The sequence below is a fragment of the Paenibacillus sp. YN15 genome (genome assembly GCF_003285005.1).
In the GTDB taxonomy this organism is placed as follows: domain Bacteria; phylum Bacillota; class Bacilli; order Paenibacillales; family NBRC-103111; genus Paenibacillus_AR.
The window spans coordinates 95,578-122,014 of the sequence record NZ_QMFA01000020.1 but is presented as its reverse complement, the minus strand read 5'-3'; the positions used below and the strand labels follow the sequence as shown (position 1 = coordinate 122,014).

Genomic DNA, 26,437 nt, shown 5'->3' with positions numbered 1-26,437 from the left:
ACGAAGGTTCTAAAAGAACGACTCTAACTTCGCTTACTCGACAGCAAAGTTTTTGCAACACTCAAGTATATTAACTAAAATATGAGCGATGATAATACTGTCATTTAATGCGGTATGTCTTTTTAAGCCTGATACATCGATGGAGTAATAATTCAAAAGGAAATCTGTTGAAAAAGTATCATGAAGTTCCGGATGCAAGTGTGCAAAAAGTATTTTTGTGTCCATTTCCATGAAATTTCCATAATTTATATTCCTACGCTTGCACTCTGAGCTTAAAATTCGAAAATCATATTCATATCCGCATTGAGCCACTAATATACAATCGTTTGAAAACTGTTGAAATTCTTGAAATACTTCATCAAACGAACCTGCGTATTGTACCATTTTATTTGTAATGCCAGTCAAATTTTCTATTTTCTTAGGTATTAGCTTTGATGGTTTAACAAATCTTTCAAAATAGATATCATTATTTATTTCCTTATTGTCCACAATAACAGCACCGAACTGAATGATATTATCATTTTCGAAATCTAGACCGGTTCCTTCAAGATCAAAAACACAGAATTTTTTATCGATAAAGGATTCTATAAGGATATCGTTAACAACATACGTCTCTTTTTCATCTTCAATAATTTTAAACATATCATTCATCCTCTACAAATTCTTTTCATTTATTCTGATATAATTTCCTGCAATACTTAAAATAGTACTCACCATTCGGTTTATAGTAAATAGTCATTTCTATACACCTATTCAAAACAACCAACCCTGGTCTGCGTTTGGTGTACATGGTACAAAAGCATTTGCGGCGATCAACTGGTTTTCCTCCCCGGTACAGCCCGGAACTCAATCCCATGGAGGGGGATAGCTGAAAAAGTCAGGCGGTGCATATTTTGTATGCTAGAATGCTATAATGATAATATGATGCAGAGGGTACAAGAGCTTACTCCTGGAGGATTTTTTCTGTTAGCATCGGAGGCTTAAGAAATGAATTATAATCTTGAAAATTTAGTTGAATATTGGAGAAATATCTTCAAGTTGGACAACCCATCAAATGAACTGAAATCCTGCAAAGAGTGGAGGGAAATACCGGCAAAGGTTTTAAAACGTTTTGATTTATCCTTTTATCCGGAGCCTTTCTACGGTTATCTGGATCACAATAAGGATAAAACAATAGACGATGTCTTACTATTGCTAATAAACCCAGGCGAGGTGCCTGAAGAGGATTTGATGGAACGATACCCTTCAGATGATAAAGAGACAAGCCGCGGCTTGTGGAATAGTGACACTAAGGAAAGACATCTTGGTTGGACCCCACAACAATTTCATGAAAAAGAACCGATTAAGTGGAGAGAGGCGAGAAGAAAGCAAGCAGAGAGAATACTTAACGAACGCATCGGATTTCTTCACACCATAGAGTTCTTTCCATACCACTCAAAAAACTGGAAGCTAAATATTCAAGCGCAAAAAGATTGGATTTATAATTTGGAGACAACCAAACTTTCTTTAGGCGCTATCCGGCAAATAGCCGAAGAAAGAAGAGTTAAGTGTATATTTGGAATTAATAACACATGGAAGCAGATTATCCATGCTAATAATGATATCCTTCAGATGGAGGAGCTAGTTGAAGCTGAAATTTGGAAACCCGGATTTGCTAAAATGTCTTTTGAAATTTCTATATACAGAAAAAGGGGTTCTTTACCGATACTTATTACTCGCTTAGGTGGAAATAATATAAATCTTCCTGCAGATGCTAGAGTTATTAATGTAATTCGCGCTCTACTAAATAAGGAAGAGCTCCCATCTCAAATTGATACATACACCATTAAAAGTACATATCGCAAATTACTATAAGTCCAAGACTTGAGATCAATTAGCTTTGTTTGGAATGGAAATGCTGGGTAGTTGAAGCATAGCAAGAAGTAGCTGAAATGCAGACGACGGGGAGGAGCCAAAGACTGAGGAAACACCCGGAGATATGTAATGAAACCGCAACATTATGGAGGGTTCGAAAATTGGACAAGATCATTCATTGCAAGGCGACAGTGAACGGTGGCCTGTCTAAGGCCTTCGCAATGTTTACCCAAAGCTCCGGAATTACGGAGTGGTTGGCTGTAGGGGCAGAGGTGGAGCCGTTTGTGGGTGGACGCTATGAATTATTTTGGGATATACATAACAGAGAAGTTAATAGCACCATTGGGTGCAAAGTTACGGCTATCGAGGAAAATGAAATGTTGTGCTTTGAGTGGAAAGGGCCTGTTCAATTTGCCGAATGTATGAACGCAGCCGCGCCTTTAACCCATGTCGCTGTCTTTTTTGCTCCCCGGGGTGAAGGTGCCACGGCCATACACCTGGTGCATACGGGCTGGGGAAAGAGTGAGCAATGGGAGGAAGCCCGCAATTGGTTTGAGGCTGTGTGGGGGAAGGCCTTAAAAAAACTGGAGGACGTGATGCGGAACGGCTGATGGTCTTCACGGTTGGCGATTGTGCGGATGCAACTGATCCTAAGCCCAGCAATGAAGGAGCGCGATTGATATAAAAACAGAAAAACGAAACAGGCTTACGCTCGTGTTGTTCGCAATTTATTTGCTGGCATTAGTTTGGCTGATTCTCTTCAAGCTGCAATTTTCTATCACGGTAATGGAGGAAGGACGAATCATCAATTTGATTCCGCTTCTGGGGTCTTTCGATGGCGACGGCTTCATTCGCTTCAGCGAAATCAGAGCGAACATTCTCGCTTTCGTACCTTTGGGAATTTATATTTGTATGCTTAAAGCTCCGCGGCCTTTTGTGAAAAAGCTTCTTACAATTGTTGGCTTAACTTTGATCTTTGAAATCATACAATTCATTTTTGCCATCGGCAGAGCCGACATCACTGACGTGTTTAGCAACACCCTCGGAGGGTTAATCGGGATCGGCATTTATGCCTTGTTATCCACGGTTTTGAAGGGCAAGACAAATAAGGTCTTGAATGTGCTCGCTGCGGTAGTAACAGCTTTAGCCATATTGTTTGTCGTTTTGCTATTAGTAAATCACCGATGGGTGCGTATCCAATAGATATGGAGGGATAAAGAGTGAAAAATGAACGTGTATACAAAATGAAAGTCTCCAGCGTATATCCTCTGTATATTCAAAAAGCTGAGCGCAAAGGGCGCACGAAGGCGGAAGTCGATACCGTCATTCAATGGCTGACAGGCTACGATGAACAGGGATTGCAGTCTCAAATGAATAGAGAAGCGGATTTTGAGACCTTTTTTGCCGAAGCCCCCCAAATCAATCCGAACGCTTCCAAAATCACCGGAGTAATCTGCGGAGTCCGTGTCGAGGAGATCGAAGACCCGCTTATGCAGAAGGTACGCTGGTTGGACAAACTGGTGGACGAACTGGCAAAGGGTAAGCCGATGGAGAAGGTGCTGAGAAGCATGTAGCCGCTTGATGAAGCTCCGCCTCCGCGGCGGAGCTTTTTTCTCAAAGCCGCGGCATCACTTTGCATTTAAATACACCTGCTGCAAAGAATGTCCTTCAACTCTTTGATATAGTCCTTACAGGAGGTGAGGCTATAAATTGGCAGAAGCGGATGAACCAAGCTATGGAATATATTGAAAACAATCTTTCTAACAAGATAAACTATTATATAGCAGCGCAATTTATGAACTGCTCCGAGTGGGAGTTTCGGCGGATTTTTTCCTTCCTGGCTCAAATCCCGCTATCCGAGTATATTCGCCGCAGGCGATTAACTGTGGCTGCGTTGGATATCCAAAATGGAGAAAAAATAATTGATGTTGCACAGCGTTATGGGTATGAGTCCCAAGCTGCTTTTTCCAGAGCGTTCAGTCAATTGCATGGTTTGGCGCCATCCTTGGCTCGAGACAAGGAGGCAACGCTTAAGCCCTTTCCACGCCTAACCTTTAAATTGGTATTAATGGAGGGCATTGTCGTGGAGAAGGATTCTAATCAAAGAGCAAACATTATTGGTGCTAGTGAGGTTGGCTACGCTATCTCGATCGATATGGACAAGGAAACTGTTCATAAAACAAACGGGGTTTTCTGGGATACAAAAGGGAGTGATGTTATAGGAACAACTGCACTTCCGCTTTATGGTGCATTTGTTTCAGAAGAAAGATGCCAGCTTTTTGGCGATATATCAGGAAAAAGGGTGCTGGAGATAGGCTGTGGAACGGGCCATTCCTTGCAGTATATGGGTGAACGCAAAGCATCTGAACTATGGGGTATAGATCTATCGATGGAACAGATCGAAAAGGCAGAGCAACATTTGGCGGCCTGCAATCTTTCAGCCAAATTGATCTGTTCCCCTATGGAAGAGGAATGTGGAATCCCGGCGGATTATTTTGACTTTGTCTATTCGGTTTATGGAATAGGCTGGACTACCGACCTTGAGGGCACTTTTTGCCGGGTCGCCTCTTATCTTAAAAAAGATGGTGTATTTATTTTCAGTTGGTCTCATCCCGTACATAAATGTGTTGCAGCAGAAAATGATATGCTTGTTTTCAAGAAATGCTACTTTGATGAGTCTTGGTACTCGGTATCTGTTGGCGGAGGTGTCCTATCATTATCGGACCGTAAGCTGTCAACTTATGTGAATGCACTGGCAAAAGCGGGATTTGTTATTGAGCAAATGGTGGAGCAGTCTGATAATGAAATGCTGCAATCGAAGGACAGCAGCTTTGCCCAAAAAGCGAAGATGCTTCCGGTGACTTTTGTTATCAAGGCGAGAAAGAGATAAAATTGTGTGTGGGGATTGTTGAATTCATTGCATGTTCAAACAGCCGGTTGCACTGGAACCTTCAGCGCAGCCGGCTGTTTGCGCGAATGGCGCAGCGGGGACAGTCATGGCCCTGCCAATCCGTGAAGAAATCATTAATTGCCCATGGATGCAGCAGATGGAAATGGGGAAATGTCATCATTTGCGCATCGAAATGAGGTATTGTCTATCTACAAGGTGTCATGGCATCTTGTATATTGAGAGCGAGCTCGACGAGAGCCAGATATCCACTGGGGAGGTCATCGGAAGTTATGAAGAAACCAGGAATAAGCAGCAATCGGCCACGGGTCATGCTGGCATGTCTGCTGGCGGTTGTTCTGATCATTGCCGCTGCGTGCAGCTCGGGAAATGGCGGGACTGCCAGCAATGCGGGGAGTTCGCCGCCCGCCGGCGGATCATCGAATCAGACGCAGCCGTCCGGGGATGCGAAAAAGAATGTGACATTGACTTATTGGGGAGCACTGGGAGCCGGTCCGGCGAGATCGCTGCAAACGTTTAATGATTCGCTGCTTTATCAGGAGCTGGAGAAACGGACGGGGGTTAAAATTGCCTTCGAGCATCCGGCTGTTGGCAGCGAGGGCGAACAATTTAATTTGCTGATTGCCTCAGGCAAGTACCCGGATATGATCGAGTACAACTTTAACAATTATCCGGGCGGCCCCGAAAAAGCGTTGGCCGATAATGTCATCATCGAGCTGAACGATGTTATTAAGCAATACGCGCCGAATTTGAATCAATATTTAAATGAGAATCCGGATATGAAAAAGCAGGTGAGCACCGACTCCGGCAAAATGTATGTGTTTCCCAGCATCGGTATCGGCAATAATGGGGTAACCACCGGATTTATGCTGCGCAAGGATTGGCTGGATGAATTGGGTCTGAAGGCTCCGGAAACCATCGACGATTGGACGAAGATGCTGCGCGCCTTCAAAGAGAGCAAGGGAGCGAAGGCTCCGGTAACGATGCTGCCGAACAATTTCCTGTATATCCAACAGTTTAACGGAGCCTTCGGCGTTGGCACCGAGTTCTATCTGGACAACGGCAAGGTCAAATACGGTCCGATTGAACAGGGCTACAAGCAATATTTGACATTGTTGAACGCCTGGTATAAAGAAGGTTTGCTGGACCCGGATTTCGCTACCCAGGACGGAGCTGCTTTTGACGCCAAAATCATCAATGGCAATTCGGGCGCTCTCCTTGGAGCCATTGGCGGCGGAATGGGCAAATATTTGCCGGCGCTGCAGGCGAAGGACAAGAAGTATGATCTGGTTGGTGTACAATATCCGGTGTTGAAAGCCGGAGAGGAGCCGCGCTTCATTACAACCTCATATGAATATCGCGGAACCGGCAGCGTGGCGATTACCACCTCCAACCGGCAGGTGGAGGAAACGGCAAAATGGCTGGACTATTTCTACTCCGATGAAGGCCATATGTTGAAGTCGTTTGGCGTGGAAGGGCTTACGTATACAGACGATAAAGGTTATCCCAGATATACCGACCTGATTATGAAGAATAAGGACGGTCTGACCATTTCCGATGCCATGAGCAAATATTTGCGGGTGAATATGCCGTGGGTAGGCTTTGTCGGCGATGACCGCTATTCGGAGCAATACTTTGCCACTCCGCAGCAGCAAGCGGCGTCGGTTGTCTTCAGCAAATACCAGAATAATGCGTACAAAACCCGCTTGCCGCTTATCAGCCACACGCCGGAGGAAGCGAATAAGCTGACGACGATTATGGCCGAGGTAAACACCTATCGCGATGAAATGTTCCTGAAATTCGTAATGGGCTCCGAGCCGCTGGACAAATTCGACGACTTTGTCAATCAATTGAAGCGAATGAACATCGAAAAGGCAATTGAATTTAAAACGGCTGCGGTGGAACGGTACAACAAGCGGTAATTTCAACGCTTTGAGGGGATGGGGACGATTGCGCCCCATCCCGAATATTTCTGCACAGAATGAGTGGTGACGAAGCTTTATGCCAAAACGGTGGTCGAATGCGCTGCGCAAGGACTACAGGTCCCATAAGTATTTGTATATCATGATCCTTCCCCTCATTGCGTATTATGTTATATTTCAATATGCGCCCATGTACGGAGCGATTATCGCCTTTAAAGATTTCCATGTGGCAAAAGGCGTATTGGAAAGTCCATGGGTCGGCTTCCAGCATTTCGCCGATTTTTTCAACAGTCATTACTTTGGGAGATTGCTCAAAAACACGTTTTTGCTTAATCTGTATCAGCTGTTGTTTGTTTTTCCGGCGCCCATTCTGTTTGCGCTGCTGCTCAATGAGCTGATGGGATCATGGTTTAAACGGATTGTGCAGACGGTTACGTATTTGCCCCACTTTATATCCTTGATCGTCATTTGCGGCATGATTACCCAGTTTGTGTCGAGAGACGGTCTGATCACCGATCTGCTGGTGTGGCTGGGAATGGAGCGGACTGCGCTGCTGGGACATCCCCAGTTTTTCCGTCCCATTTATATTGCGTCGGATGTATGGCAATCGGTGGGATGGAGCTCGATTATTTATTTGGCGGCGATCAGCGGCGTCAATCCGGAGCTTTATGAAGCGGCGAAAATAGACGGAGCGACGCGCTTGAAGCAGATGCGGCATGTGACCTTGCCGGGAATTGCTCCGGTTATTGTGATTCTGCTGATTCTGAAAATCGGCAGCATGCTGGATATCGGATTTGAAAAAATTATCTTGCTTTACAACCCCAACACGTATGTGACCGCCGACGTCATCAATTCATTCGTATACCGCCGGGGTTTGACCTCTTCCCTTGAATTCAGCTATGCAACGGCAGTTGGGCTGTTCCAATCCAGCCTGAATTTCATTCTGTTGATCTTCGCCAATTGGTTCAGCCGCAAAACAAGCGAAACAAGCTTATGGTAGGGAGGGGAAAGAGGCGATGAAGGTTCGGAAGAGCATCGGAGAAACGACTTTTAACGTGTTTAATATCCTGTTTATGCTGTTTATGATTGTCATTACGCTTTACCCGTTTGTATACGTATTCATGGCTTCCATCAGCGATTCCATGCGGCTCTTGTCCCATACCGGCGTGCTGTTAAAACCGCTTGGCTTTACAATGAATGCGTACACGATGGTATTCCGCAATCCGAATATTTTGACGGGGTTTCACAATACGCTGTTCATCGTCACGGTGGGGACGGTGTCCAATTTATTCGTTACTTGCCTGGGCGCTTATGTGCTGTCCCGCAAGGGCGTTCCGTGGACGCGTCCGATTATGCTGATTATTGTGTTTACGATGTTTTTTTCCGGGGGGCTTATTCCCACCTATCTGCTGGTCAATAATTGGCTGGGGCTTGGCAACAGCCTGGCTGCCTTGATTATTCCCGGACTTGTCTCCACCTGGAATCTGATTATCCTAAGAACCTCCTTCCAGTCGATTCCGGAAAGTCTGATTGAGTCGGCCAGAATCGATGGCGCCCAGGACTTCACCATCTTATTCCGTATTGTCGTCCCGTTGTCGATGCCGGTTATTGCAGTCATGATCCTGTTCTATAGCGTCGGTCATTGGAACAGCTGGTTTGGAGCGATGATTTATTTGCGGGATCATTCCTTGTTTCCGCTGCAGCTTGTTTTACGGGAAATTCTGATTCAGAACAGCGCTCAATTTCTGGCGTCGGATGCTTCCTCCGGTGATTTGGAAGCGATTGGCGAAAGCGTTAAATACGCCACCATTATCATTGCAACGCTGCCGATTCTGCTGGTCTATCCCTTTTTGCAGAAATATTTTGTCAAAGGTGTTATGATAGGTTCTATCAAAGGGTAGTTGAATCGCTGCAACGACGCGTTCAAGTTGTGGGGGGCAGAGGATGTTCAAATGGAGAAAAAAAAGCATCCTGTACACATGGCTGCAATCCTATGCATTGGTACTGTTTATTCCCGTTGTCATGATGGGAATCGCTTACATGCAGACGCATCGGGTTATTGAAGAGGAGATCAACCGGGCCAACTTCTCTCTTCTGACGCAATTGCGGGAGCAGATCGATTCCCAGATCGAGCATGTGCACCGTATGCGGGATGTCATAGCCTTTAATACCCATGTGCGCAAATTTCTGTTCGCGCCGCGCGAGCTGAATACCGATCATCGTGTGGCGATGGTGCAGGCATTTGCCGATTTCAGGCTGTACAGCTCTACGAACCGGTATGTTAACCATTTCTATATTTATTTCGCCAATGGGGATTTCATATTGACCGACCGCTCTTATTACAGTCCCGAGGTCTATTATCAGATGTATCTGGAAGGATCGGGGATTGCCTATGACGAGTGGCGCAGCTTCCTCGACAGGCAGTACCGCGGAGTTCTCATGAACGGCGAGGAATTGGGAATGGAACCGGGAAGCGGCAGCCTTATGCTTGCGCAGTCCTTGCCCATTGAGAATCCCGCAAGCAAATTGGCTACACTGGTCATTCATATGAATAAAGAGCATCTGGAGACATCGTTGCGGAATATCCAGACTTATAATGAAGGCAATGCCTATATTATGAACGATACTAATCAAATCATGGCTTCCGTGGAGCGTATTGCCCCTGCGTCTCCTCTCGTATGGCAGCCTGCGGGCGATTACGGGACTTTTCAGGGAAAGAATGGGGACGGACAGCTTATCGTATCTTACATTCGTTCCTCGCTGGTGAATTGGACCTACGTATATACGTTGCCCTCCGACGTTTATCAGGAGAAGGTCGAATATGTGCGCAATCTCAGTATCCTGATGGTCGTCATCGCCATTATACTGGGAGCGGCCACGGCGATCTACGGCGCGCGCCGCAATTATAATCCCATCCACCGGCTCATGAATATGCTGTCTCTGAAGTTCAGGCTGAGGCCGTCGCCGTCTGACAATGAGATGAATTATATTGAAGCGACCCTGGAACAGACGTTGGAGCAAAATGTGGAAATGAATCGTGTTATCGAACAGCAGAATACCTTTCTCCGCTCCAATCTGATTGTAAGATTGCTCAAAGGCCGTCTGGAGGCCAACTTCCCGTTGGAGGAGGCGCTTGCCGAATACCGCCTGGATTTGGAAGCGGGCCAATGCGCCGTCATGTTGTTTTATATCGAGGATTTCAGCGGATTGTTCCGGGAGGAGGAGCTCGATCCCGAGAAAAATTTGCGGTTCGTTCATCTCATCATGTCCAATATTATTGAAGAGTTGGCGGGAAGGGAGCATCGCGGCTGGATGACGGAGGTTGACGAGATGCTGGCTTGCCTGGTCAATTTTGAGTCCGGCGCGGATTCGGAAGAAGCGAAGGCGAGCCTGCTGCGTCTGCTGGAGGAGGCCAGAAGCATCATTGAACAGCGCTTCCGCATTGTGTTTACCGCTGCAATCAGCGCCGTGCACCCTTCCATCGCAGCTATACCGGATGCTTACCGCCAAGCGGTGGAGGCGATGGAATACCGGATGCTCATGGGAACGGGAGCGACTATCGATTACGAGCGCATTCAGGAACAGGGAGCCGGCTATGCGTATCCGCTGGAGATGGAGCAGCAGCTCATTAATCAGGTTAAATCCGGCGACTACGATAAAGCCAAAGCAATCATGGACAATGTCATCGAATCGAATCTGCACGGCGGCGGGTTGTCCGTGGGCCTGGCCCGCTGCTTCATGTTCGATATGATCAGCACGATGATGAAGGCGTCGATGGAGGCCGCGTCCGTGCATCCCGAGCTGTATGAGGACAACTGCCGAGCGGTGCAGGCCATTCTTCAGGAGCAGACCATCGGCGAAATGAGGCAGCGCATGGACATGTTTCTCCACAGCGTATGCACCCATGTGGATTCGCGCAAAAAAAGCCGCAACGTAAGGCTGAAGGAGGACTTGCTCCGCTATATCAGCGGTCATTATATGAATCCCAACGTTTCCGTAGCGACGATATCTGAGCATTTTGATCTTCATCCGTCGTATTTGTCGCGGTTTTTCAAGGATCAGACCGGCGATTCCCTATCCGATTATCTGAATCGATACCGCATCTCGGAAGCGAAGCGGATGCTGCTGGCGGATGACGCGGTGATTAAGAATGTTGGCGAGGCGGTTGGCATCTACAGCGTAAGCACGTTCATCCGGCTGTTCAAAAAGTATGAGGGAGTGACCCCGGGAGTCTATCGGGAAATGAATAGGGACAGCTCCTTGTGAACGCCGGTCAACAAACAACTAAATTTAATGAACTCCACCTCTGCGGCGGAGTTTTTTTGTATTGCAGTTGATGAGTCGCCCCGGAAGAAGAGACAGGCTGGCCTGCTCAACAAATTGGAATTTATCGAATGGGCTTGCCTAACGCTCAACTTCCCCGCTCCAACTTCCAGGATAGTCACAGTTGGCCCGCAAGAATTCGCCTGATTCCAATACTGGATTACAAGTTGATTTATGTCCATTCATATTTCTCCTTCAATGTTCTAGTTGTCGTTATCATATCAAATAATAGAAATCTTTTTACATTATCTGCATGTTTTGACTATATGATGGCACATGTGAGGAAATCTTTTCCAAATTCCTCCCTAAACCTGATTATTGCACAAATAGCAAACCAATTACAGGATATTCTGTACTCTGAAATGAGTGTACGATTGTACATCCGACAAGATACCATATTGCATTCCATACAGGCGCCGCCGTTTTATATAATCAATGATAGTAGCATGGGCAAAAAGGCCAAGGCTGCTTTGTCCTACTACAATCTAATATATGTATAAGGAGGGCAATAACTGTGGGCAAAATAAAACGCATGATTCTGAGCATGGTCTTGGTTTTGGCCATGATGCTGTCGGCAATCGGCACCAACCTTGCGCCGTTGACAGCACTTGCGGCCGATCCAGCCGGGTCCAGCCAGGCTGTGCTGATCAGCGTGGCAGGGGAGACGATCGCCCCGGGCGGAGGAGATGGACAACAAAACAATCCGATCACGGCCAGCGTCAATGTTTTGCAAACCCAGATTACGGCGGATGATGTTGTCGCTTCTTCCGCAGCGGCGGTTGGGCTGTACAGTGACTCGAATTTCAGTGCAAACCAGAATACAATTTCTCTCCATGCGGGAGAAAATGATGTGTACATCAAAGTTGTCTCGCAGGATGAAACGAATGTTAAGCACTACCGTGTAACCGTATATTTAACCGCAATACAGCAGTCTTTCGCAAGCGCTTACAACGTAACCTTGGACATCAGCAAAGACGGCCAGCCGTTTGACGGCCATGGCAAATCGTTCACGCTCCGGCAGAATGGGGAAATAAAAGGTACCGGCTCCAGCACTGGCGGCACGGTTACATTTGCCGTTTACGACGGTACATATAACATTTTTGACGGCAGCGATGACACCGGTGAAACAGTTGCCGTTTCTGGAACCGCTGCCAAAACGCTCAACTACTACACGGTTGAATTCAAGGCAGAGGATGCCGGCGCGTCCAATGGCTCAGCCATCATCGCAAAATACAATGACAGCTTCATTGCCAGCGGCGCTGTGGTTCTCGGCGGCAAAACGCTGGTGATTACCGCCGAAGGAAGAGGGTTATCACCGTCGGACGTGCTCGAAGCCGGATATTCGTACAAATGGAGCGGTGACGGGGCGAACAATCAAACGACCGACACGCTCACGATTAGCCGACCACCGGACTTGATCCGCAAAACCGCGCCAATCTTTGGGAACAAATCAGAAGGCTGCAAGAGGGCGGCACAACCATTTTTTTGACTACCCATTATTTGGATGAAGCGGACGCCTTTAAGCAACCGGCTTGCCATTATGGATCACGGGAAAATTGTGGCGGAGGGCACGCCTCATGGGAAACGTGTTGAAGGATGTTGTGATGTTTTTGCTGCCTTCTCTTATTGTCATTGGTGTGTCCAGCTTCACTGGGTTTCACATTCACGTTGGCGGGCTTGCCGTTCTGCTGCTCCTTCTTAGCATATTGACCGCTGTGGTATCTGCCGTCAGCGGCAGTTTAGGGCTCCTGTTAAAAGACATCGGCACCTTGGCTGCTGTCATCACAGGCTTGCAGCTTCCGGTTACCTTGCTGGCAGGCGTTTTGCTTCCCATATCCTTTGGGCCTGTATGGCTGCGCGTTCTCGCGCACCTAAACCCTCTGTATTATGTAGTCGAGGCCTCTCGCGTATTAGCCGGCGGCACAATTGGGGATATGAAGGTTCTTTTGGCGTTTGCCGTTATGATCCCGCTGCTTGCGATCACTCTTAGCTGGGCAACGAGTATTTATAGACGATCTGTCGCGTGAATGCAGACCGCACTGGCGATTGATTTGGTTTTTGCTGCCGCGGCAGACTGCCATCATGTACCGGGGGGGAATACTGTGCTATGATATGACTATTAAACTAAAGAGAGAGTGACGCAATAAATGAAAGAACTCCTGACGATCCCGCGTTTACTTGTTAAAGCAGTAGAGTTCTGCGCTATACAATCCCAGTATGCAAACCCATTGCTTTATGGAATTACGGACGGAAAGGCAGTTGGGACTTTTGTTGAACATGCTTTCCAGACCTTCATCTCGGATGCTTACGAAATTCAAATAGGCAGTTCAGCAAAAGGCATTGATTTGCCGTCGGATGATATTAATACAGACATTAAAGTGACTTCGATTAAGCAGCCGCAATCATCCTGTCCTTTTAAGTCTCCAAGAGAAAAGGTATACGGACTTGGATATAATTTGCTTTTGTTTGTTTATGACAAAAAGGACGATCCCCAAACACAAACAACTAAGCTTAACTTTATCAGCTGCGCATTCATCGATAAGAAGAGAACGGGCGACTTTCAGACAACAAAAGGGATAAGGCAAATCCTTGACAACAATGGCAATGTCGATGACCTGGTCGGATTTTTCTATGATAAAAATTTCCCCGGCGATGAAATCATTTTTCAGGGGCTTGCCGAGGAAATCATGGAGAATCGCCCCAAACAAGGTTATCTTACGATTTCCAATGCTCTCCAGTGGAGACTTCAGTATAAGCGAATCGTGGATACCCCTAAAGACTCAGTTAAAGGAATTGTGAAGATTATATGATCGGGAAAGTGGATGTCTTAATGAAACCGGCCCTCAACGATATATTGCTCTCCTCATCAGACCTTAAGGCCATTAACGGAAAACTTCACAGCATTACAGGCATCAGAGATTTTTTTCAATCCGCTGACGAGCTTGAGGAGTTTAAGTCATTGGATATGGAGCGGATTGTTCAGGGTGAACGGGAGTTTGGCGATTTCCAAACCCCCTCCCATCTCGCTTCACAGGTTTGCCATTATTTACTTGCCCATTATCAAATAAATCCTGCTGTGGTGATTGAGCCAACCTTCGGCAAAGGCAATTTCATTCGCAGCGCTATCGAATGTTTCCCGAAGCTGCGGAAGGTTTATGCCGTCGAAATTCAAAAAAACTACCATTGGCTTTCCAAACAAGCATTATTTCATCAAGCGGAAGCCCTAAATCGGACATGGGAAAAGCCCGATATTCAGTTGTTCCATGATGATATTTTTACTCATTCATTTGATAGAGCTTTATTTAATCCGCAAGAGGAAATCTTAATCCTTGGAAATCCGCCGTGGGTTACCAATTCGGAGCTAGGCTCTCTGGATTCAAAAAACCTTCCGAAAAAACAAAACTTTAAGGAACATAAAGGGCTGGATGCTTTAACGGGAAAGAGTAATTTTGATATCTGCGAGTACATTATGTTAATGATGCTTGAGACCTTTAAGAATTGCAACGGTACGTTTGCCATGTTATGTAAAAACTCGGTTGCCAAAAAGCTCGTGCAGGATCTGCCTAAAAAGAATTTTCATATTACCGATATGAAGCTATTGAACATTGACGCCAAGAAGGACTTTAATGCGGCTGCAGATGCTTCATTATTTGTGGCCAGGTTGGGCGGGAAAGCAGATAAAATAGTATGTGACACCTATAAATTAGACGAGCCTGATCATAAAGTATCTACTTTCGGGTGGCATAATCATAAATTCGTATCCAACATCGAAAAGTACAAACATTCATCCATGATTGATCATTGCTGCCAGTTTACTTGGAGGTCCGGCATTAAGCATGATTGCTCCAGTGTCATGGAACTGGATTTCGCGGAAGGCCGGCTGACCAATAAACTTAAAGAGGCTGTGGAAATTGAGGATGCTTTAGTATTTGATTTGTTAAAAAGCTCTGACCTTAAAACAAGTGTGATAACGGAAAGCCCAAGAAAAAAAGTGATTGTTACCCAAAAGAGTATCGGCGAGGAAACGGCTCCTATTGAGCGCGACTTCCCTAATACTTGGAGATATTTAACGAATCACAAAAAGCAATTTGAAGCCAGAAAGTCAAGTATCTATAAAGGAAAACCTGATTTTTCAATTTTTGGCGTTGGCGATTATTCGTTTTCGGCGTACAAGGTGGCAATATCGGGCATGTACAAAAAATCCGCTTTTACATTGGTTCCCCCGATAAACGGCAAAGCAGTAATGTTAGACGACACCTGCTACTTCCTGCCATTCGACGATATGAAAACAGCCTCGTTTACATTTGCAGTCCTAAATGGTTCGATTGTGCAGGACTTCTTGCAATCCGTTGTATTTTTGGATGAGAAAAGGCCATACACCAAAGATATTTTGATGCGGATTGACTTATACAAGGCCGCTCAGAATACAACCTTTGAGGAGATCAAGGCTGTATTTGACGTAATAAAAGTCGAGTCAGAGGAAATAGCTTCACTGACGCCTGACGACTACCAACAGTATATGGAGTTATTGAAAGGTCAAGCCCTTCTTTTATAGAATGGGCTTTCTTTTTTTGGCTCCTAAAGAAAAGCGACCTGGCATAAAAAGATGGCAGTAGGCAATGATTTGCGCTCCATGTACAATGGATAGACTATGGAAGCGAATTTCACCGAGGGAGCGAAGCTGATGAAGTTCACCTTTACCAAAAAAATTATGCTTATTTATGGGGGGCTCCTGCTTACGGTCATTACCCTGACCTTTCTCTTTTCTTACCTGGGAACAGTGGGAGGCCTGCGCCGCCAGCTTACGGAAACCAATTACGCTTTGCTCAAACAGTTCGATCAGAAAATGGAGATGGCCTTTCAGCAGATCGAGAAGGATTTGCTGGAGCTGACCAATGATTTGGATTTTGCTTATTTCATGGGCAATGTTTATAAGGATGAGCCGGAACGGTATGCCAGCTTCTATGCCATTAATGAGAAGATGAGCAGCTTCCTGAACCGGAATCCCCATTTCTCCTCCATTTTTGTCTATTCCGATAAGAGCGGAAATATCCTGTCGGAAAAGACCTTTATGAACAAGGACATATCCGAAAATAAATGGCTGACCGAGTATTTAAATATGAAGGGCTACTTCCAATGGCTGCCCACCCATCAAATCTGGGATGGAGCAACCAAGCGGGATGTGGTGACGCTGATCCGCTCCTATCCCGCTGTCAGCGCCCCCGGCCACCGGACGGGACTTCTGGCGGTTAATATGAATGAAGCGGTACTCTACCGGATGATTCATGATATTTATGAAGAGGGCTACCAGGGGCTCACCTTTGTGATTGCAGACAATGGGGACGTGGTGACCCACAGCGACAAAAGCAAGCTGTACAGCAATATGAAAGAGCTTCCATATATTGAGCGTATCTTGACCGGGGAAAAAAGCGGCTCCTTCGGCATAACCCTGGACGGCGTCAAACAATCGGTATTCTATAAAACGTCCGGGTACACCGGCTGGAAAATCGTCAGCATCGTGCCGGAGAGCCAGGCGTACGGGCCTCTAATCGTGACCCGCAATTTGCTCCTGGCGTTTACCGCCGTCATGTTTCTGATTGCCATTATCCTGATCTTCTACTTCAGCATCCAGACCTTCCGGCCAATGGACCTGCTGCTTGGCAAGCTCTCCGGGAAATACAGCCATCAGAAAATAGGGGGGATGTCCGCCGCTCACCAAAGCTTCTCTTATCTTGAAACGGTCTTTGACCAGATGTTCCTGGACCGCGAGAATCTGGAGCGGCAGGTGCGGGATTCCAAGCCGATGCTGAAGTGGCGGACCGTCATGGACATGCTGGTGGGATACCGGACGGATTATTCCATGGTGAAGAATCATTTGGAATTTACCGGAGGGCGGCTGCTGCCGGAATGGTTTGTGGTGGTGACAGCGGAAGTGGGCAAGGAGGGGGGAATCGATCCCAAGGATGAGATTCTCTATACCTATGCCTTGTGCAATGTGGCCGAGGAGATTATCAACCGGGAGAATGCCGGGCTTGCCATTGACATAGGCGGGGGCCGCGCGGTTATTCTGCTCAGCTTTGCGGAAGGCGATGAAGCCCAGAACCATCTGAGGGCTGCCGCCTTGCTGGAGCAAATACTGGATATTATGCGCAGGCAAATAGGCGTGACCGTTACCGCGGGTGTAGGCAGATGCTATCAGGATATGAAGGATATTCCCCTGTCCTATGGAGAATCCCAGCAGGCCTTGCGCTACAAGATGATGACAGGCATTCACACGGTTATTTCCATTGAAGATTTGCAGACAACGGACAGTCAGGATTATCTTCAATTCGTCCAGCGCATCGACCGGATTCTGGAGGCTCTGAAGCAGACCGATCCGGACAAGATGGACAGCTTGCTGTCGGAGGCTTATCAGGCGGCAGTCCGAAGCAATCTGTCTCCCGACCTGATCCGGCAATTTTCCTTCGAGTTGGCGGTTCGGGCTCTGCAGACGGTGGAAGCACTGGGCATGAACACCGATGAGCTGAAGGGGAAAGCAGGCAATTTGCATGATCGGATTCATCAATGCGAAAACTGGAGGCAGGCGGAGCAGTTGGTAAGCTCCTTTATGTCCGGTTTGGCCTCCGCTATTGAGGAACGGCGCAGCCAACGGGGCAAAAGCGACACCATCGACAACATTCTGGTGTACATCCAGGAGCATTATTCGGACAGCGCCCTTTCCCTGGATCAGCTGGCGGATGAATTTCACCTGAATCCCACCTATATCAGCAAGCTCTTCAAGGATCATGCGGAAGGAAACTTTATCGATTATTTGATCGAAACCCGGATTCGCGCCTCCAAGGAATTGCTGAAGGACAAGAATATTAAAATCAATGAAATCTCGGACGCCATAGGCTATACCAATAGCCGCAGCTTCATGAGAACCTTCAAGAAGTATACGGGCCTGACTCCCACGGAATACCGGGAGCGGATATTGGCCAACGAACAGGCGGATGACTGACAGGGAAAAGAATGAGACCAATTTGTAAAAGAGAAAGCTGATGAATGATTGCTCATCGGCTTTTTTTTTGCGTCTTGTGGGCCAAAATCGAAAGAAAAATGACCTTGGGAAAAAATTGCGACTGCCCCATTCCAAAGAAAAGCGACCTATCCCAGAAGGAATCGCTAGCGTAATCCGCCGCGGCCGGATAGGATGAGGACATCATCCAATGCACAGCTTGCAAGCTTGGGCAGTTACTCAGGAGGGATCGCGCTTATGTCTGTACGGAAACGGATCATGCAGAATAAATCCCTGTATGTCATGCTTCTTCCGGTGGTTTCGTTTTACTTGTTGTTCAAATACTCCCCGATGGTCGGGGAAATCATTGCTTTTAAGAATTACCGTTTTGTGGATGGAATTTTCGGAAGCGACTGGGTGGGCCTGAAGCATTTTCATATGCTGTTTCAAAGCGCCGACTTCTGGAGAGTGCTGCGCAACACCTTGCTATTGAATGTATACAGCCTGGCCTTCGGCTTTCCGGTTCCAATTATTCTGGCTCTGATGCTCAATGAGATTCGGCTGGAGGGCTTCAAGCGGGTCATTCAAAACCTGCTATACATTCCCCACTTTATTTCCTGGGCTGTGCTGGGCGGTATTCTGATTGCCCTGCTGTCCCCTAGCACCGGCGTGGTGAACCTGATCCTGCATCATGTTTTTGGGATGGAACCGATTTATTTCATGGCCAACTCGGGCTGGTGGCCGGTGGCGTACACCCTGTCCTCCATCTGGAGAGAGGCGGGCTGGGGAACGATTCTGTACCTGGCTGCCATGTCTGCCATCGATCCGCAGCTGTACGAAGCGGCCAAGATTGACGGGGCCAGCAAGCTGAGGCAAATCTGGCATATTACCCTTCCCGGCATACGGGGCACCATCGCTATTCTGCTGATCCTGCGAATGGGCAGCATGATGGATGTGGGGCTGGAGCAAACCCTCTCCCTGCAGAACGATTCTGTGCTGGATGTGGCGGATGTCATCAGCACTTACGTGTACCGCATCGGATTGCAGAACATGAACTACAGCTACACAACTGCGCTGGGCCTGTTCCAGTCGGCCATCAGTCTGGTGCTGGTAGTCAGCGTCAACAAAATTATCCGTTTATTTGGCGAAAGGGGGCTTTGGTAACTATGCGCAGCAACCGCGGCGGCCTTACGCCCGGATACCGGGTGGCCGCATCCGTGAACTATTTGCTTCTGGCGTGCTTGTCCTTGATTACTCTATATCCCTTCTGGTATGAAATTGCCGCTTCCTTCAGCAGCAGCCGGGCGATTACGGCGGGGGAGGTATTCCTGTGGCCCGTGGAATTTAATGTGGAGTCGTACAAACGGCTGCTGGAGGACGGCCAACTGTTCAGGGCCATGGGCAACACCGTTATTGTCACAGCAGTGGGAACGGTGCTCAATATGGTCATGACCATTATGGCGGCGTATCCCTTATCCCGGAAACGGCTGTACGGACGCGGCCTCCTGCTTATGTTCATTACCTTCACAATGATTTTTGTGGCCGGCATGATTCCCAATTTCATCCTGATCAAATCCCTCGGTTTGATGGATTCCTATTGGGCGTTATGGCTGCCCGCCTTGATCAGTACCTATAACATGTTTGTGATGAAAAGCTTTATGGAGGGGCTTCCCGAGGAAATCGAGGAGTCGGCCTCCATAGACGGGGCGGGAAACTGGCGGATTCTGATCCAGATTATGATGCCGCTGTGCAAGCCGATTCTGGCGGCGCTGTCCTTGTTCTACGCAGTAGGCTGGTGGAACTCCTACTTCAATGTCATGCTGTATATTACCCGGTCCAGCCTGCAGACGATGATGCTGAAGCTCTACCAGATGATTAAGCAGGTGGACCAGAGCTTGCTCAACAATGGCGGCGGGAGCGAAGGCGCAGCCGTTGTTCTCCTGACGCCGGAAGCCATCAAGGCCGCTTCTGTGGTTATTGCTATCACTCCCATCCTGCTGGTATACCCGTTCTTGCAGAAGCACTTTGTCAAGGGCGTATTGATCGGCTCTGTAAAAGGCTGATATCACAGCGGGCAAAAACCCGCTTGGATATAAATTGAACTTAAAAATTTGAATAGGGGATGAATCGATTGAGCAGAAAAAAAGGAATTGCTTTGGCAGTGACAGCTTGTCTGACCGCATCCATGCTGGCCGCTTGCGGCGGCAATGCCGCTGAACCCCAAGCCTCCGCCTCACCCGGCGGAACGGCAGCCTCCCCGGCGCCCAAGAAGGAAATTTCCATCTCCATGTTTGACCGTGGAACAGTAGCGGCTGAAGAAGGTAGCTACGAGAGCAACCGCTGGACCAAGTGGATCAATGAAAATGGCCCGGCCATTGTCAAATGGATTCCGGTCCCCCGCAATGAGGCGCAAACCAAGCTCAACACCCTCATTGCCTCCGGCAGCGCACCCGATCTGATCTGGGAATTTGACCGCGGATATATTGCCCAGTTGGCCAATCAGGGGGCCATTCAGCCCATCGACGCCTATATCGAGAAGTACAGCACGTCCTACAAGCAATATCTGAAGGATAACCCGGAGCTGAAGTCCTATCTGACCTTCGACGGCAAGATGTATGCGGTATCCAGCGTGCGCATGATCAGCTCCGTTGCCAATCACGGCATCTGGATTCGCCAGGATTGGCTGGATAAGCTGAATCTGAAAATGCCCACCACCCAGGAGGAGTTTCTGGAGGTGGCCCGGAAGTTCAAGACCGGGGACCCGGATGGCAACGGCAAGGCGGATACGGTTCCCATCGCCTTCCACGGCAACTCCGCCTCGGTCCTGAGAGCCTTCTTCGGGACCCATGAGAACCAGTGGTTCCTGGAGAACGGCAAACTGGAATTTGGCCGCCTCTCCAACCGGTATATGGATTCGCTGGCTTTCCAGAAGCAGCTGTTTGACGAGGGTCTGATTGACAAGGAATATATCACCGACAAGAGCTTCCAGCGCTCCAAGCAATTCCTGACCACGGGCCAAGCGGGCATCTATTTGGCCTCCTGGAACGTCGAGAACGAATTTATGGATCTGAAGAAAAATCTGCCTGACTCCAATCTGGTGCCAATGGAGCCGTTCTCGACGAAATACGGCAAATACGGGCTTTATCAGGAAACGCCGCCGAACATCCTGACCGCCTTTAATGCCAATATGAAGGAAGATAAAATCGAGGCGGCCTTCAAGTTCCTGGACTGGATGCTGGATACGGGCTGGATGCCGCTTAAATATGGGGAAGAAAACGTTCATGTGAAGTATGAGGGCGAAATTCCCCAGACCATCGATGCGGAAAAATTGCGCAAGGAAGTCAGTTATGCCAATGAGTATGCGATTGTGAGCAAGCAGATCATCAAGCCGGAATGGTATCCGGCCATGGCCGCCAAGGATGCGGTCTCCCAGGAATATGCCAAGAAAAAAGGAGACTCTCTGCAGATCGCTCTCAAAAACAAATACCGCCGCGATATCGCCTATAGCCCGACCATGCCGGAGCTGACCCAACTGCTGGCCACCTTTGCTCCCATCGCCCAGCAGATTGAGGCCAAGGTAGTAACAGGCGGAGCGTCCATGACCGCCCAGACGGGAATGGACGAGCTGCACAAGGAATGGAAGCGGCTTGGCGGAGAAAATGTGGATAAAATCGTGAATGACTGGTACCAGCAGAATAAGGATCAGTTGAAATAATTCGGCCCGCAAAACAGGAAGGCTGCCCGTCCGGGCGGCGGCTTCAATACGCGGAGCTGATAAACTGAATATCCAATATTGCAGCTTGCCCTCTGTTTATGGAGGGCTTTTTGTTTTTTGCATGGCAGTTTGCTGCTAACCAACCGCATCCTAAGGTTTTCATAACGCGGCCCCTTATTCCACAGATGCTCACTAGCTTAGATAGAGCAAATTTGACGCTACTTGTGAGGCAATGATTATTCATGAAACGCGCTTCATTCATTATGCTTAGAAAGCGGTTTCAGGTCGAGAGGGGGCGTTATCCAGCATATACCGGAAAAAGGGATGGGGAAGAAAAGGGATGAGGAAATACCTTTGTTCATGAGAATGATTTTGCAGGGGCGGCATGGAGTGGAAGTACCTCACACATGCGGCCACATTACTTTTATGGGAGGGCTCCATGAAAAGAAAACGTTTGCTAAGCATGGTGATTTCGGCGGTGCTTGGTTTCAATCTGATATTGCCGGGGATTCCGGCTTTGGTTCCGGCTGCTCATGCCGCCGATGATTACATCATAACGGATATCATTCATGATGGATATAACAGCATAACAGACCGCGCCGGGCTGGAAGCGGCCGGTTATGCCATTACGCCTAATCCGGGTACACCCACCAATGATGTTACGGTTATCGAAGCAGGCGGCATATCCAACCCTGCTGTCAATAACGAGAAAACAGGCAATGTAATGATTGTGAAGGATACGGACAGCGGGGACAGCAAATTTGTGCGGACCCTGCCTTCCTCCCTTACCGGCTTGGTGACGGTTGAATTTGATTGGCGCGTGGAAAAAACGGGAATGGACAGCCACGGCTACAAGGTCATCCGGTTGGAAAATCAATTGGGGCAGGCGCTGATTGAGCTGCGGCTAAGCGACAGCGGGACGAATCTGTCCCAATACTTGTACGGCGCCAGCTCCAACAAGCGGGTGGTCCAGGGCTACCAAAAGGATGTTTGGTATCAGATCAGGCTGGAAGTGGATACCAACGAGAAAAAAGCCCAAGCCTTCGCCCGTGCAGGCACATCGGGGAATTTCTCCAGCGCCGGGGTGTTCGAGTTTTCCGAAACTGCGGCCAATTCCGCTGCGGAAATCTCGCAGCTTTCGGGCTTCACCACATCATCTCAGACCTCCAGCATGTACTACGATAATCTGAAGGTATACACCAAAGTCACGCGGCCATCCGCACCGGTAGGCCTTGCGGCTGAAGCGGGCGATGCCCAAGTGAGCTTGTCCTGGATTGCCGTAGACGGAGTGAGCTATACGGTGAAGCGTTCGGAAACAAACGGAGGTCCGTACACGGATGTCCAGTCCGGCCTTACAGCCGGTTCCTATGTGGACCAGGGGTTGACCAAGGGTATCGCCTACTACTATGTGGTAACCGCCTCCAGCAACGGTCTGGAGAGCGCCGATTCCTCACAGGTTATGGCAACGCCGCAGAAGCCGCAGCCTCCGGCCACCCCCACAGGGCTTACTGCTTCCCCGCAGAACGGCCAGGTGGTTTTGAACTGGAGTGCTGTTGAGGGAGCGCAGAGCTACACAGTTAAATATGGAACAGCCAGCGGAGGCCCGTACACCTCTGTGGCGGACATTCCAGCCAACTCCTACACGGTAACGGGGCTGGCGAACCTTACAACGTATTACTTTACAGTTTCCGCCGTTAACGGCGTAGGCCCCAGCGCAGACGCAGCGGAGGTGCAGGCAATCCCTGTGCAATCGCCGCCGCCCTTGGCGCCTGTAGGGGTAAGGGCTACTGCAGCCGATGCCAAGGTTATGGTATCGTGGGAAGCTGTGAACGGAGCAGCCGGCTACAAGGTGAAAATGAGCACAGACGGGGAGAGCTTTGCAACGGTTGCCGCCGACATAACAGCCACCAACTATACGGTGGGCGGCTTGATCAATGGCACCACGTATTATTTCGTCGTGACTGCGGTGAACATCGACGGGGAGAGCGTAAGCTCGGCTGTTGTCTCCGCCGCCCCTGTGCCGTTGGACGCCTTCAGTCCTGTATTATCCAAGAGCGGCGGCTGGTTCGAGACCGCTTATGTGGAATGGGCTCCTGTCAGCAATGCCCAAGGGTATAACGTATATGTGAAGCCCTTAAGCGCAGCCGATTCCCAATATGCTCAGCTTGATACGCAATTAATCCGCCAATACCCTACATATTGGAGAGCCGATGCTGCAGGCCTTGCAGCCGGAGACTATGTGCTGAAGGTGGAGGCTGTGCTGCCGGACAATTCAAGAGCCAGCTCGGTTTCCGACATCATAACCGTAGAGAAGCATGACAGATCCGGTTTTGCATTTGCCTCCAACTCCACATTCAAAACAGGCTCAGGGGCTTATAACGATGACGGTACGCTTAGACCGGGGGCCCAGGTGATTTATGTTACGCCGGAAACCGCCAAAACCGTAACCCTTGACGTTATCACCAGCAACAAAGGCGCTATTACCCAAGGAATCGGTATCGGCAACATTTTGTCCCTGCGGCAAAAAGGCTATGATACAACTCCTCTGGCTGTCCGGTTCATCGGGAAAGTGACGGCTGCCGACATGAGCGGCCAGTTGAACAGCAGCGGATATCTGGAAGTAAAGGGCAAGTCCAATTATGCGGAAATGAATATAACCCTGGAAGGCATCGGGGAAGACGCGTATGCGCATGGCTGGGGCTTCCTAGTCAGATATGCCGGAAATGCCGAAATCAGGAATATGGGAATCATGCTTTTCCCTGACGACGGCATCTCCCTGGATACGGGCAATGCCAATGTGTGGCTGCATAATAATGATTTATTCTACGGCACTGCCGGGGGAGATGCGGACCAGGCCAAGGGCGACGGCTCCACGGATCTGAAGGGCGGCTCCACCTTTATCACCTTCTCGTATAACCACTATTGGGATTCCGGAAAATCCGCTCTGGTCGGTTTGAGCGAGTCCAATGAGTTTTTTGTCACCCTGCACCATAACTGGTTTGACCATTCCGACTCCCGCCATCCGCGGGTCAGAAGAGGAACGATTCATGTCTATAACAACTATTTTGACGGAATCGCCAAATATGGGGTAGGCGCTACTACGGGAAGCTCCATCTTTGTGGAATCCAACCTGTTCCGCAATGCCAAAAATCCGATGATGATCTCCCTGCAAGGTACGGATATCAAGGATGGGGTTGCCAATGGCACCTTCTCCGGCGAGACGGGCGGCATGATTAAAGCCTACGATAACATCATCCGTGATCCCGGCAGTCTGATCTATGCCAACTCCAATGCAGGAACAGCTCCGGCCAATCCCACCTCCTTCGACGCTTATCTGGCATCGTCCAGAAGCGAAGCGGTGCCAAGCCATTTTGTCACCCTGAAGGGCGGAACGGTCTACAATAACTTCGATACGCTGATTGACACAGGGGTAAACGCAGCAAATATCCATCCCGCAGGCGATGTGGAGCAGGTTGTAACGGCCAAAGCCGGACGGATGAATAACGGGGACTTTACCTGGACCTTTAATAATGAGGTGGATGACCCTTCGTACAGTATCAATGCGCCGCTGATGAACAAGATCAAAAGCTACGCAAGCTCTATTGTCTCCATTGGAGGCAATTCGACGGAACCGACAACGCCAGTGCCCACAGCGCCTTCCGCACCGGCTTCCGTCACTGCATCTGCAGGCGACGCCAAGGTTGCCCTGACATGGACAGCATCCTCCGGGGCAACGTCCTATACCGTGAAGAGAAGCACCAGCGCCAACGGTACGTTTGCAACGGTTGCCTCCAATGTCACCCAGACCTCCTATATCGACACCGGTGTAAATAACGGCACCACCTACTACTATGTGGTTACAGCGGTTAACGCCATTGGCGAAAGCCTGCCGTCCAATCAGGCCAGCGCAACTCCTGCGGCGCCGGTAGGCAACAAGCCCGTTGTCTCCCTTTCCCATGTGGAGCCGGTGGAAGTCGGAGCGGAATTTGCGACGAAGTATGGCTTGAGCAATATTTCCACCCCCATTTTTGCGCAGGACATTACGTTCCAGTACGACAGTGCTAAAGTGGAGTTTGTTTTGGCGAACCCCTTAAAGTCCGGACTGTCTATTGTGAGGGAAATCAAGGATGTCCCGGGCCAAATCCGTTTTCTTGTGGCCAGCTTCGGACAGGAAGGGGCTGTGACGGCAGACGGGCCATTGATCGAATTGACCTGGAAGGCCAAAGCTGTTGCCCCAACAACCGCCATTGCCGCTCAAACGGTCAAACTTTCGGGAAGCACCGGCATTGTTGAGCAGGCGGCCGCCGTTTCCCTCCAGATTCAGATCGTGGGCAAGGTGGATTTGTCTGCCCTGCAGGCAGCAGTGTTAAGTGCAGAAGCCTGCCATAACGCTGCGGTGGAAGGGACCAAGATTGCCCAATATCCGGTGGGTGCGAAGGGCATTCTGAAGGCAGCCATCGATTCGGCAAAGGCTGTTTTGGCCAACAGCGCCTCCACCCAGCAGCAGGCGGATCAAGCCTTAATCGCGCTGAACGCGGCGGTGGATACGTTCCTCGGCGAAGTCATTAAGCCGCTTGAGGGCCAAGTGGATATCGGCGACCTGGCCATCCTTGGCGCAGCTTACGGACTCCGGTCCGGTGCGGCGGGCTGGAATGCCAATCTGGACTTTAATCAAGATGGGATCATCGATATTCTTGACCTTGTTTATGTGGCGAATA

The 26,437-nt window shown here is 48.9% G+C and carries 18 protein-coding genes and 3 pseudogenes; 20 read left to right on the top strand and 1 reads right to left on the bottom strand.

The genetic code is table 11. The annotated features are described in order from the left end of the window. Nucleotides 1-33: 33 nt before the first annotated feature. Nucleotides 34-642, bottom strand: a complete 609-nt coding sequence (locus DQG13_RS17010) for a 3'-5' exonuclease (RefSeq protein WP_181592804.1) — start codon at nucleotides 640-642, stop codon at nucleotides 34-36. A gap of 345 nt (nucleotides 643-987) precedes the next feature. On the opposite strand from DQG13_RS17010, the gene DQG13_RS17005 reads away from it, so the two are divergent. The 20 genes and pseudogenes from DQG13_RS17005 to DQG13_RS31885 form a co-directional block, all read left to right on the top strand. Continuing rightward, nucleotides 988-1,854: a hypothetical protein gene (locus DQG13_RS17005; RefSeq protein WP_113020980.1), complete on the top strand. Its 867-nt coding sequence runs from the start codon at nucleotides 988-990 to the stop codon at nucleotides 1,852-1,854. 161 nt (nucleotides 1,855-2,015) lie between these two features. Beyond that, complete coding sequence (locus DQG13_RS17000) at nucleotides 2,016-2,465, top strand: SRPBCC family protein (protein WP_113020979.1); 450 nt, start codon at nucleotides 2,016-2,018, stop codon at nucleotides 2,463-2,465. A 103-nt stretch (nucleotides 2,466-2,568) separates the two neighbouring features. Continuing rightward, nucleotides 2,569-3,057 (top strand): VanZ family protein, encoded by a 489-nt coding sequence (locus tag DQG13_RS16995; protein ID WP_258525708.1) that lies wholly within the window; start codon nucleotides 2,569-2,571, stop codon nucleotides 3,055-3,057. Nucleotides 3,058-3,074: 17 nt separating this feature from the next. Beyond that, nucleotides 3,075-3,428 carry a DUF2200 domain-containing protein gene (locus DQG13_RS16990; RefSeq protein WP_181592803.1) on the top strand — a complete coding sequence of 118 codons (354 nt, stop codon included), beginning with the start codon at nucleotides 3,075-3,077 and terminating at the stop codon, nucleotides 3,426-3,428. A 149-nt stretch (nucleotides 3,429-3,577) separates the two neighbouring features. After that, a pseudogene (locus DQG13_RS31515) lies at nucleotides 3,578-3,856 on the top strand (helix-turn-helix transcriptional regulator); the annotation flags it as partial. Nucleotides 3,857-4,009: 153 nt separating this feature from the next. Further along, nucleotides 4,010-4,744: a class I SAM-dependent methyltransferase gene (locus DQG13_RS16985; protein ID WP_397333986.1), complete on the top strand. Its 735-nt coding sequence runs from the start codon at nucleotides 4,010-4,012 to the stop codon at nucleotides 4,742-4,744. Nucleotides 4,745-5,034: 290 nt separating this feature from the next. Further along, on the top strand, nucleotides 5,035-6,684 hold the full coding sequence (locus DQG13_RS16980; protein ID WP_181592802.1) for an extracellular solute-binding protein: 1,650 nt from the start codon (nucleotides 5,035-5,037) through the stop codon (nucleotides 6,682-6,684). A gap of 79 nt (nucleotides 6,685-6,763) precedes the next feature. Next, a complete protein-coding gene (locus DQG13_RS16975; RefSeq protein ID WP_113020976.1) occupies nucleotides 6,764-7,684 on the top strand; it encodes an ABC transporter permease in 921 nt (306 codons plus the stop codon). A 16-nt stretch (nucleotides 7,685-7,700) separates the two neighbouring features. Continuing rightward, nucleotides 7,701-8,585, top strand: coding sequence for a carbohydrate ABC transporter permease (locus DQG13_RS16970; protein WP_113020975.1), 885 nt, complete (start codon nucleotides 7,701-7,703; stop codon nucleotides 8,583-8,585). A 43-nt stretch (nucleotides 8,586-8,628) separates the two neighbouring features. Beyond that, complete coding sequence (locus tag DQG13_RS16965; RefSeq protein WP_113020974.1) at nucleotides 8,629-10,950, top strand: helix-turn-helix domain-containing protein; 2,322 nt, start codon at nucleotides 8,629-8,631, stop codon at nucleotides 10,948-10,950. A gap of 571 nt (nucleotides 10,951-11,521) precedes the next feature. Further along, complete coding sequence (locus DQG13_RS31740) at nucleotides 11,522-12,496, top strand: hypothetical protein (RefSeq protein WP_181592801.1); 975 nt, start codon at nucleotides 11,522-11,524, stop codon at nucleotides 12,494-12,496. Between the two features lie 88 nt (nucleotides 12,497-12,584). After that, nucleotides 12,585-13,034, top strand: coding sequence for an ABC transporter permease (locus DQG13_RS16950; protein ID WP_113020973.1), 450 nt, complete (start codon nucleotides 12,585-12,587; stop codon nucleotides 13,032-13,034). Between the two features lie 120 nt (nucleotides 13,035-13,154). After that, the gene (locus DQG13_RS16945; protein ID WP_113020972.1) at nucleotides 13,155-13,817 is read left to right on the top strand and encodes a type II restriction-modification system restriction endonuclease; all 663 of its coding nucleotides are present in this window, start codon (nucleotides 13,155-13,157) and stop codon (nucleotides 13,815-13,817) included. Further along, nucleotides 13,814-15,562, top strand: a complete 1,749-nt coding sequence (locus DQG13_RS16940; RefSeq protein ID WP_113020971.1) for a hypothetical protein — start codon at nucleotides 13,814-13,816, stop codon at nucleotides 15,560-15,562. Before DQG13_RS16945 ends, DQG13_RS16940 begins: the two co-directional genes overlap by 4 nt. 129 nt (nucleotides 15,563-15,691) lie before the next feature. Beyond that, nucleotides 15,692-18,007 carry a cache domain-containing protein gene (locus tag DQG13_RS16935; protein WP_181592800.1) on the top strand — a complete coding sequence of 772 codons (2,316 nt, stop codon included), beginning with the start codon at nucleotides 15,692-15,694 and terminating at the stop codon, nucleotides 18,005-18,007. 255 nt (nucleotides 18,008-18,262) lie between these two features. Continuing rightward, complete coding sequence (locus DQG13_RS16930) at nucleotides 18,263-19,168, top strand: ABC transporter permease (protein WP_113020969.1); 906 nt, start codon at nucleotides 18,263-18,265, stop codon at nucleotides 19,166-19,168. A gap of 2 nt (nucleotides 19,169-19,170) precedes the next feature. Further along, nucleotides 19,171-20,067 carry a carbohydrate ABC transporter permease gene (locus DQG13_RS16925; RefSeq protein WP_113020968.1) on the top strand — a complete coding sequence of 299 codons (897 nt, stop codon included), beginning with the start codon at nucleotides 19,171-19,173 and terminating at the stop codon, nucleotides 20,065-20,067. Nucleotides 20,068-20,126: 59 nt separating this feature from the next. Then, entirely contained in the window at nucleotides 20,127-21,719 is a 1,593-nt protein-coding gene (locus tag DQG13_RS16920) for an extracellular solute-binding protein (protein WP_113020967.1), read from the top strand. A 385-nt stretch (nucleotides 21,720-22,104) separates the two neighbouring features. Next, nucleotides 22,105-23,421, top strand: a pseudogene (locus tag DQG13_RS31890) (fibronectin type III domain-containing protein); the annotation flags it as partial. A gap of 27 nt (nucleotides 23,422-23,448) precedes the next feature. After that, a pseudogene (locus DQG13_RS31885) lies at nucleotides 23,449-25,647 on the top strand (pectate lyase family protein); the annotation flags it as partial. Nucleotides 25,648-26,437: the final 790 nt, after the last annotated feature.

Coding starts and splice junctions, on each gene's coding strand:
- DQG13_RS16940 (WP_113020971.1), top strand. CDS start 13,814: ATGATCGGGAAAGTGGATGTCTTAATGAAACCGGCCCTCAACGATATA.
- DQG13_RS16950 (WP_113020973.1), top strand. CDS start 12,585: ATGGGAAACGTGTTGAAGGATGTTGTGATGTTTTTGCTGCCTTCTCTT.
- DQG13_RS16985 (WP_397333986.1), top strand. CDS start 4,010: ATGGACAAGGAAACTGTTCATAAAACAAACGGGGTTTTCTGGGATACA.
- DQG13_RS16930 (WP_113020969.1), top strand. CDS start 18,263: ATGTCTGTACGGAAACGGATCATGCAGAATAAATCCCTGTATGTCATG.
- DQG13_RS16945 (WP_113020972.1), top strand. CDS start 13,155: ATGAAAGAACTCCTGACGATCCCGCGTTTACTTGTTAAAGCAGTAGAG.
- DQG13_RS16970 (WP_113020975.1), top strand. CDS start 7,701: ATGAAGGTTCGGAAGAGCATCGGAGAAACGACTTTTAACGTGTTTAAT.
- DQG13_RS16965 (WP_113020974.1), top strand. CDS start 8,629: ATGTTCAAATGGAGAAAAAAAAGCATCCTGTACACATGGCTGCAATCC.
- DQG13_RS16920 (WP_113020967.1), top strand. CDS start 20,127: ATGAATCGATTGAGCAGAAAAAAAGGAATTGCTTTGGCAGTGACAGCT.
- DQG13_RS17010 (WP_181592804.1), bottom strand. CDS start 642: ATGTTTAAAATTATTGAAGATGAAAAAGAGACGTATGTTGTTAACGAT.
- DQG13_RS17005 (WP_113020980.1), top strand. CDS start 988: ATGAATTATAATCTTGAAAATTTAGTTGAATATTGGAGAAATATCTTC.
- DQG13_RS16935 (WP_181592800.1), top strand. CDS start 15,692: ATGAAGTTCACCTTTACCAAAAAAATTATGCTTATTTATGGGGGGCTC.
- DQG13_RS16975 (WP_113020976.1), top strand. CDS start 6,764: ATGCCAAAACGGTGGTCGAATGCGCTGCGCAAGGACTACAGGTCCCAT.
- DQG13_RS16925 (WP_113020968.1), top strand. CDS start 19,171: ATGCGCAGCAACCGCGGCGGCCTTACGCCCGGATACCGGGTGGCCGCA.
- DQG13_RS16980 (WP_181592802.1), top strand. CDS start 5,035: ATGAAGAAACCAGGAATAAGCAGCAATCGGCCACGGGTCATGCTGGCA.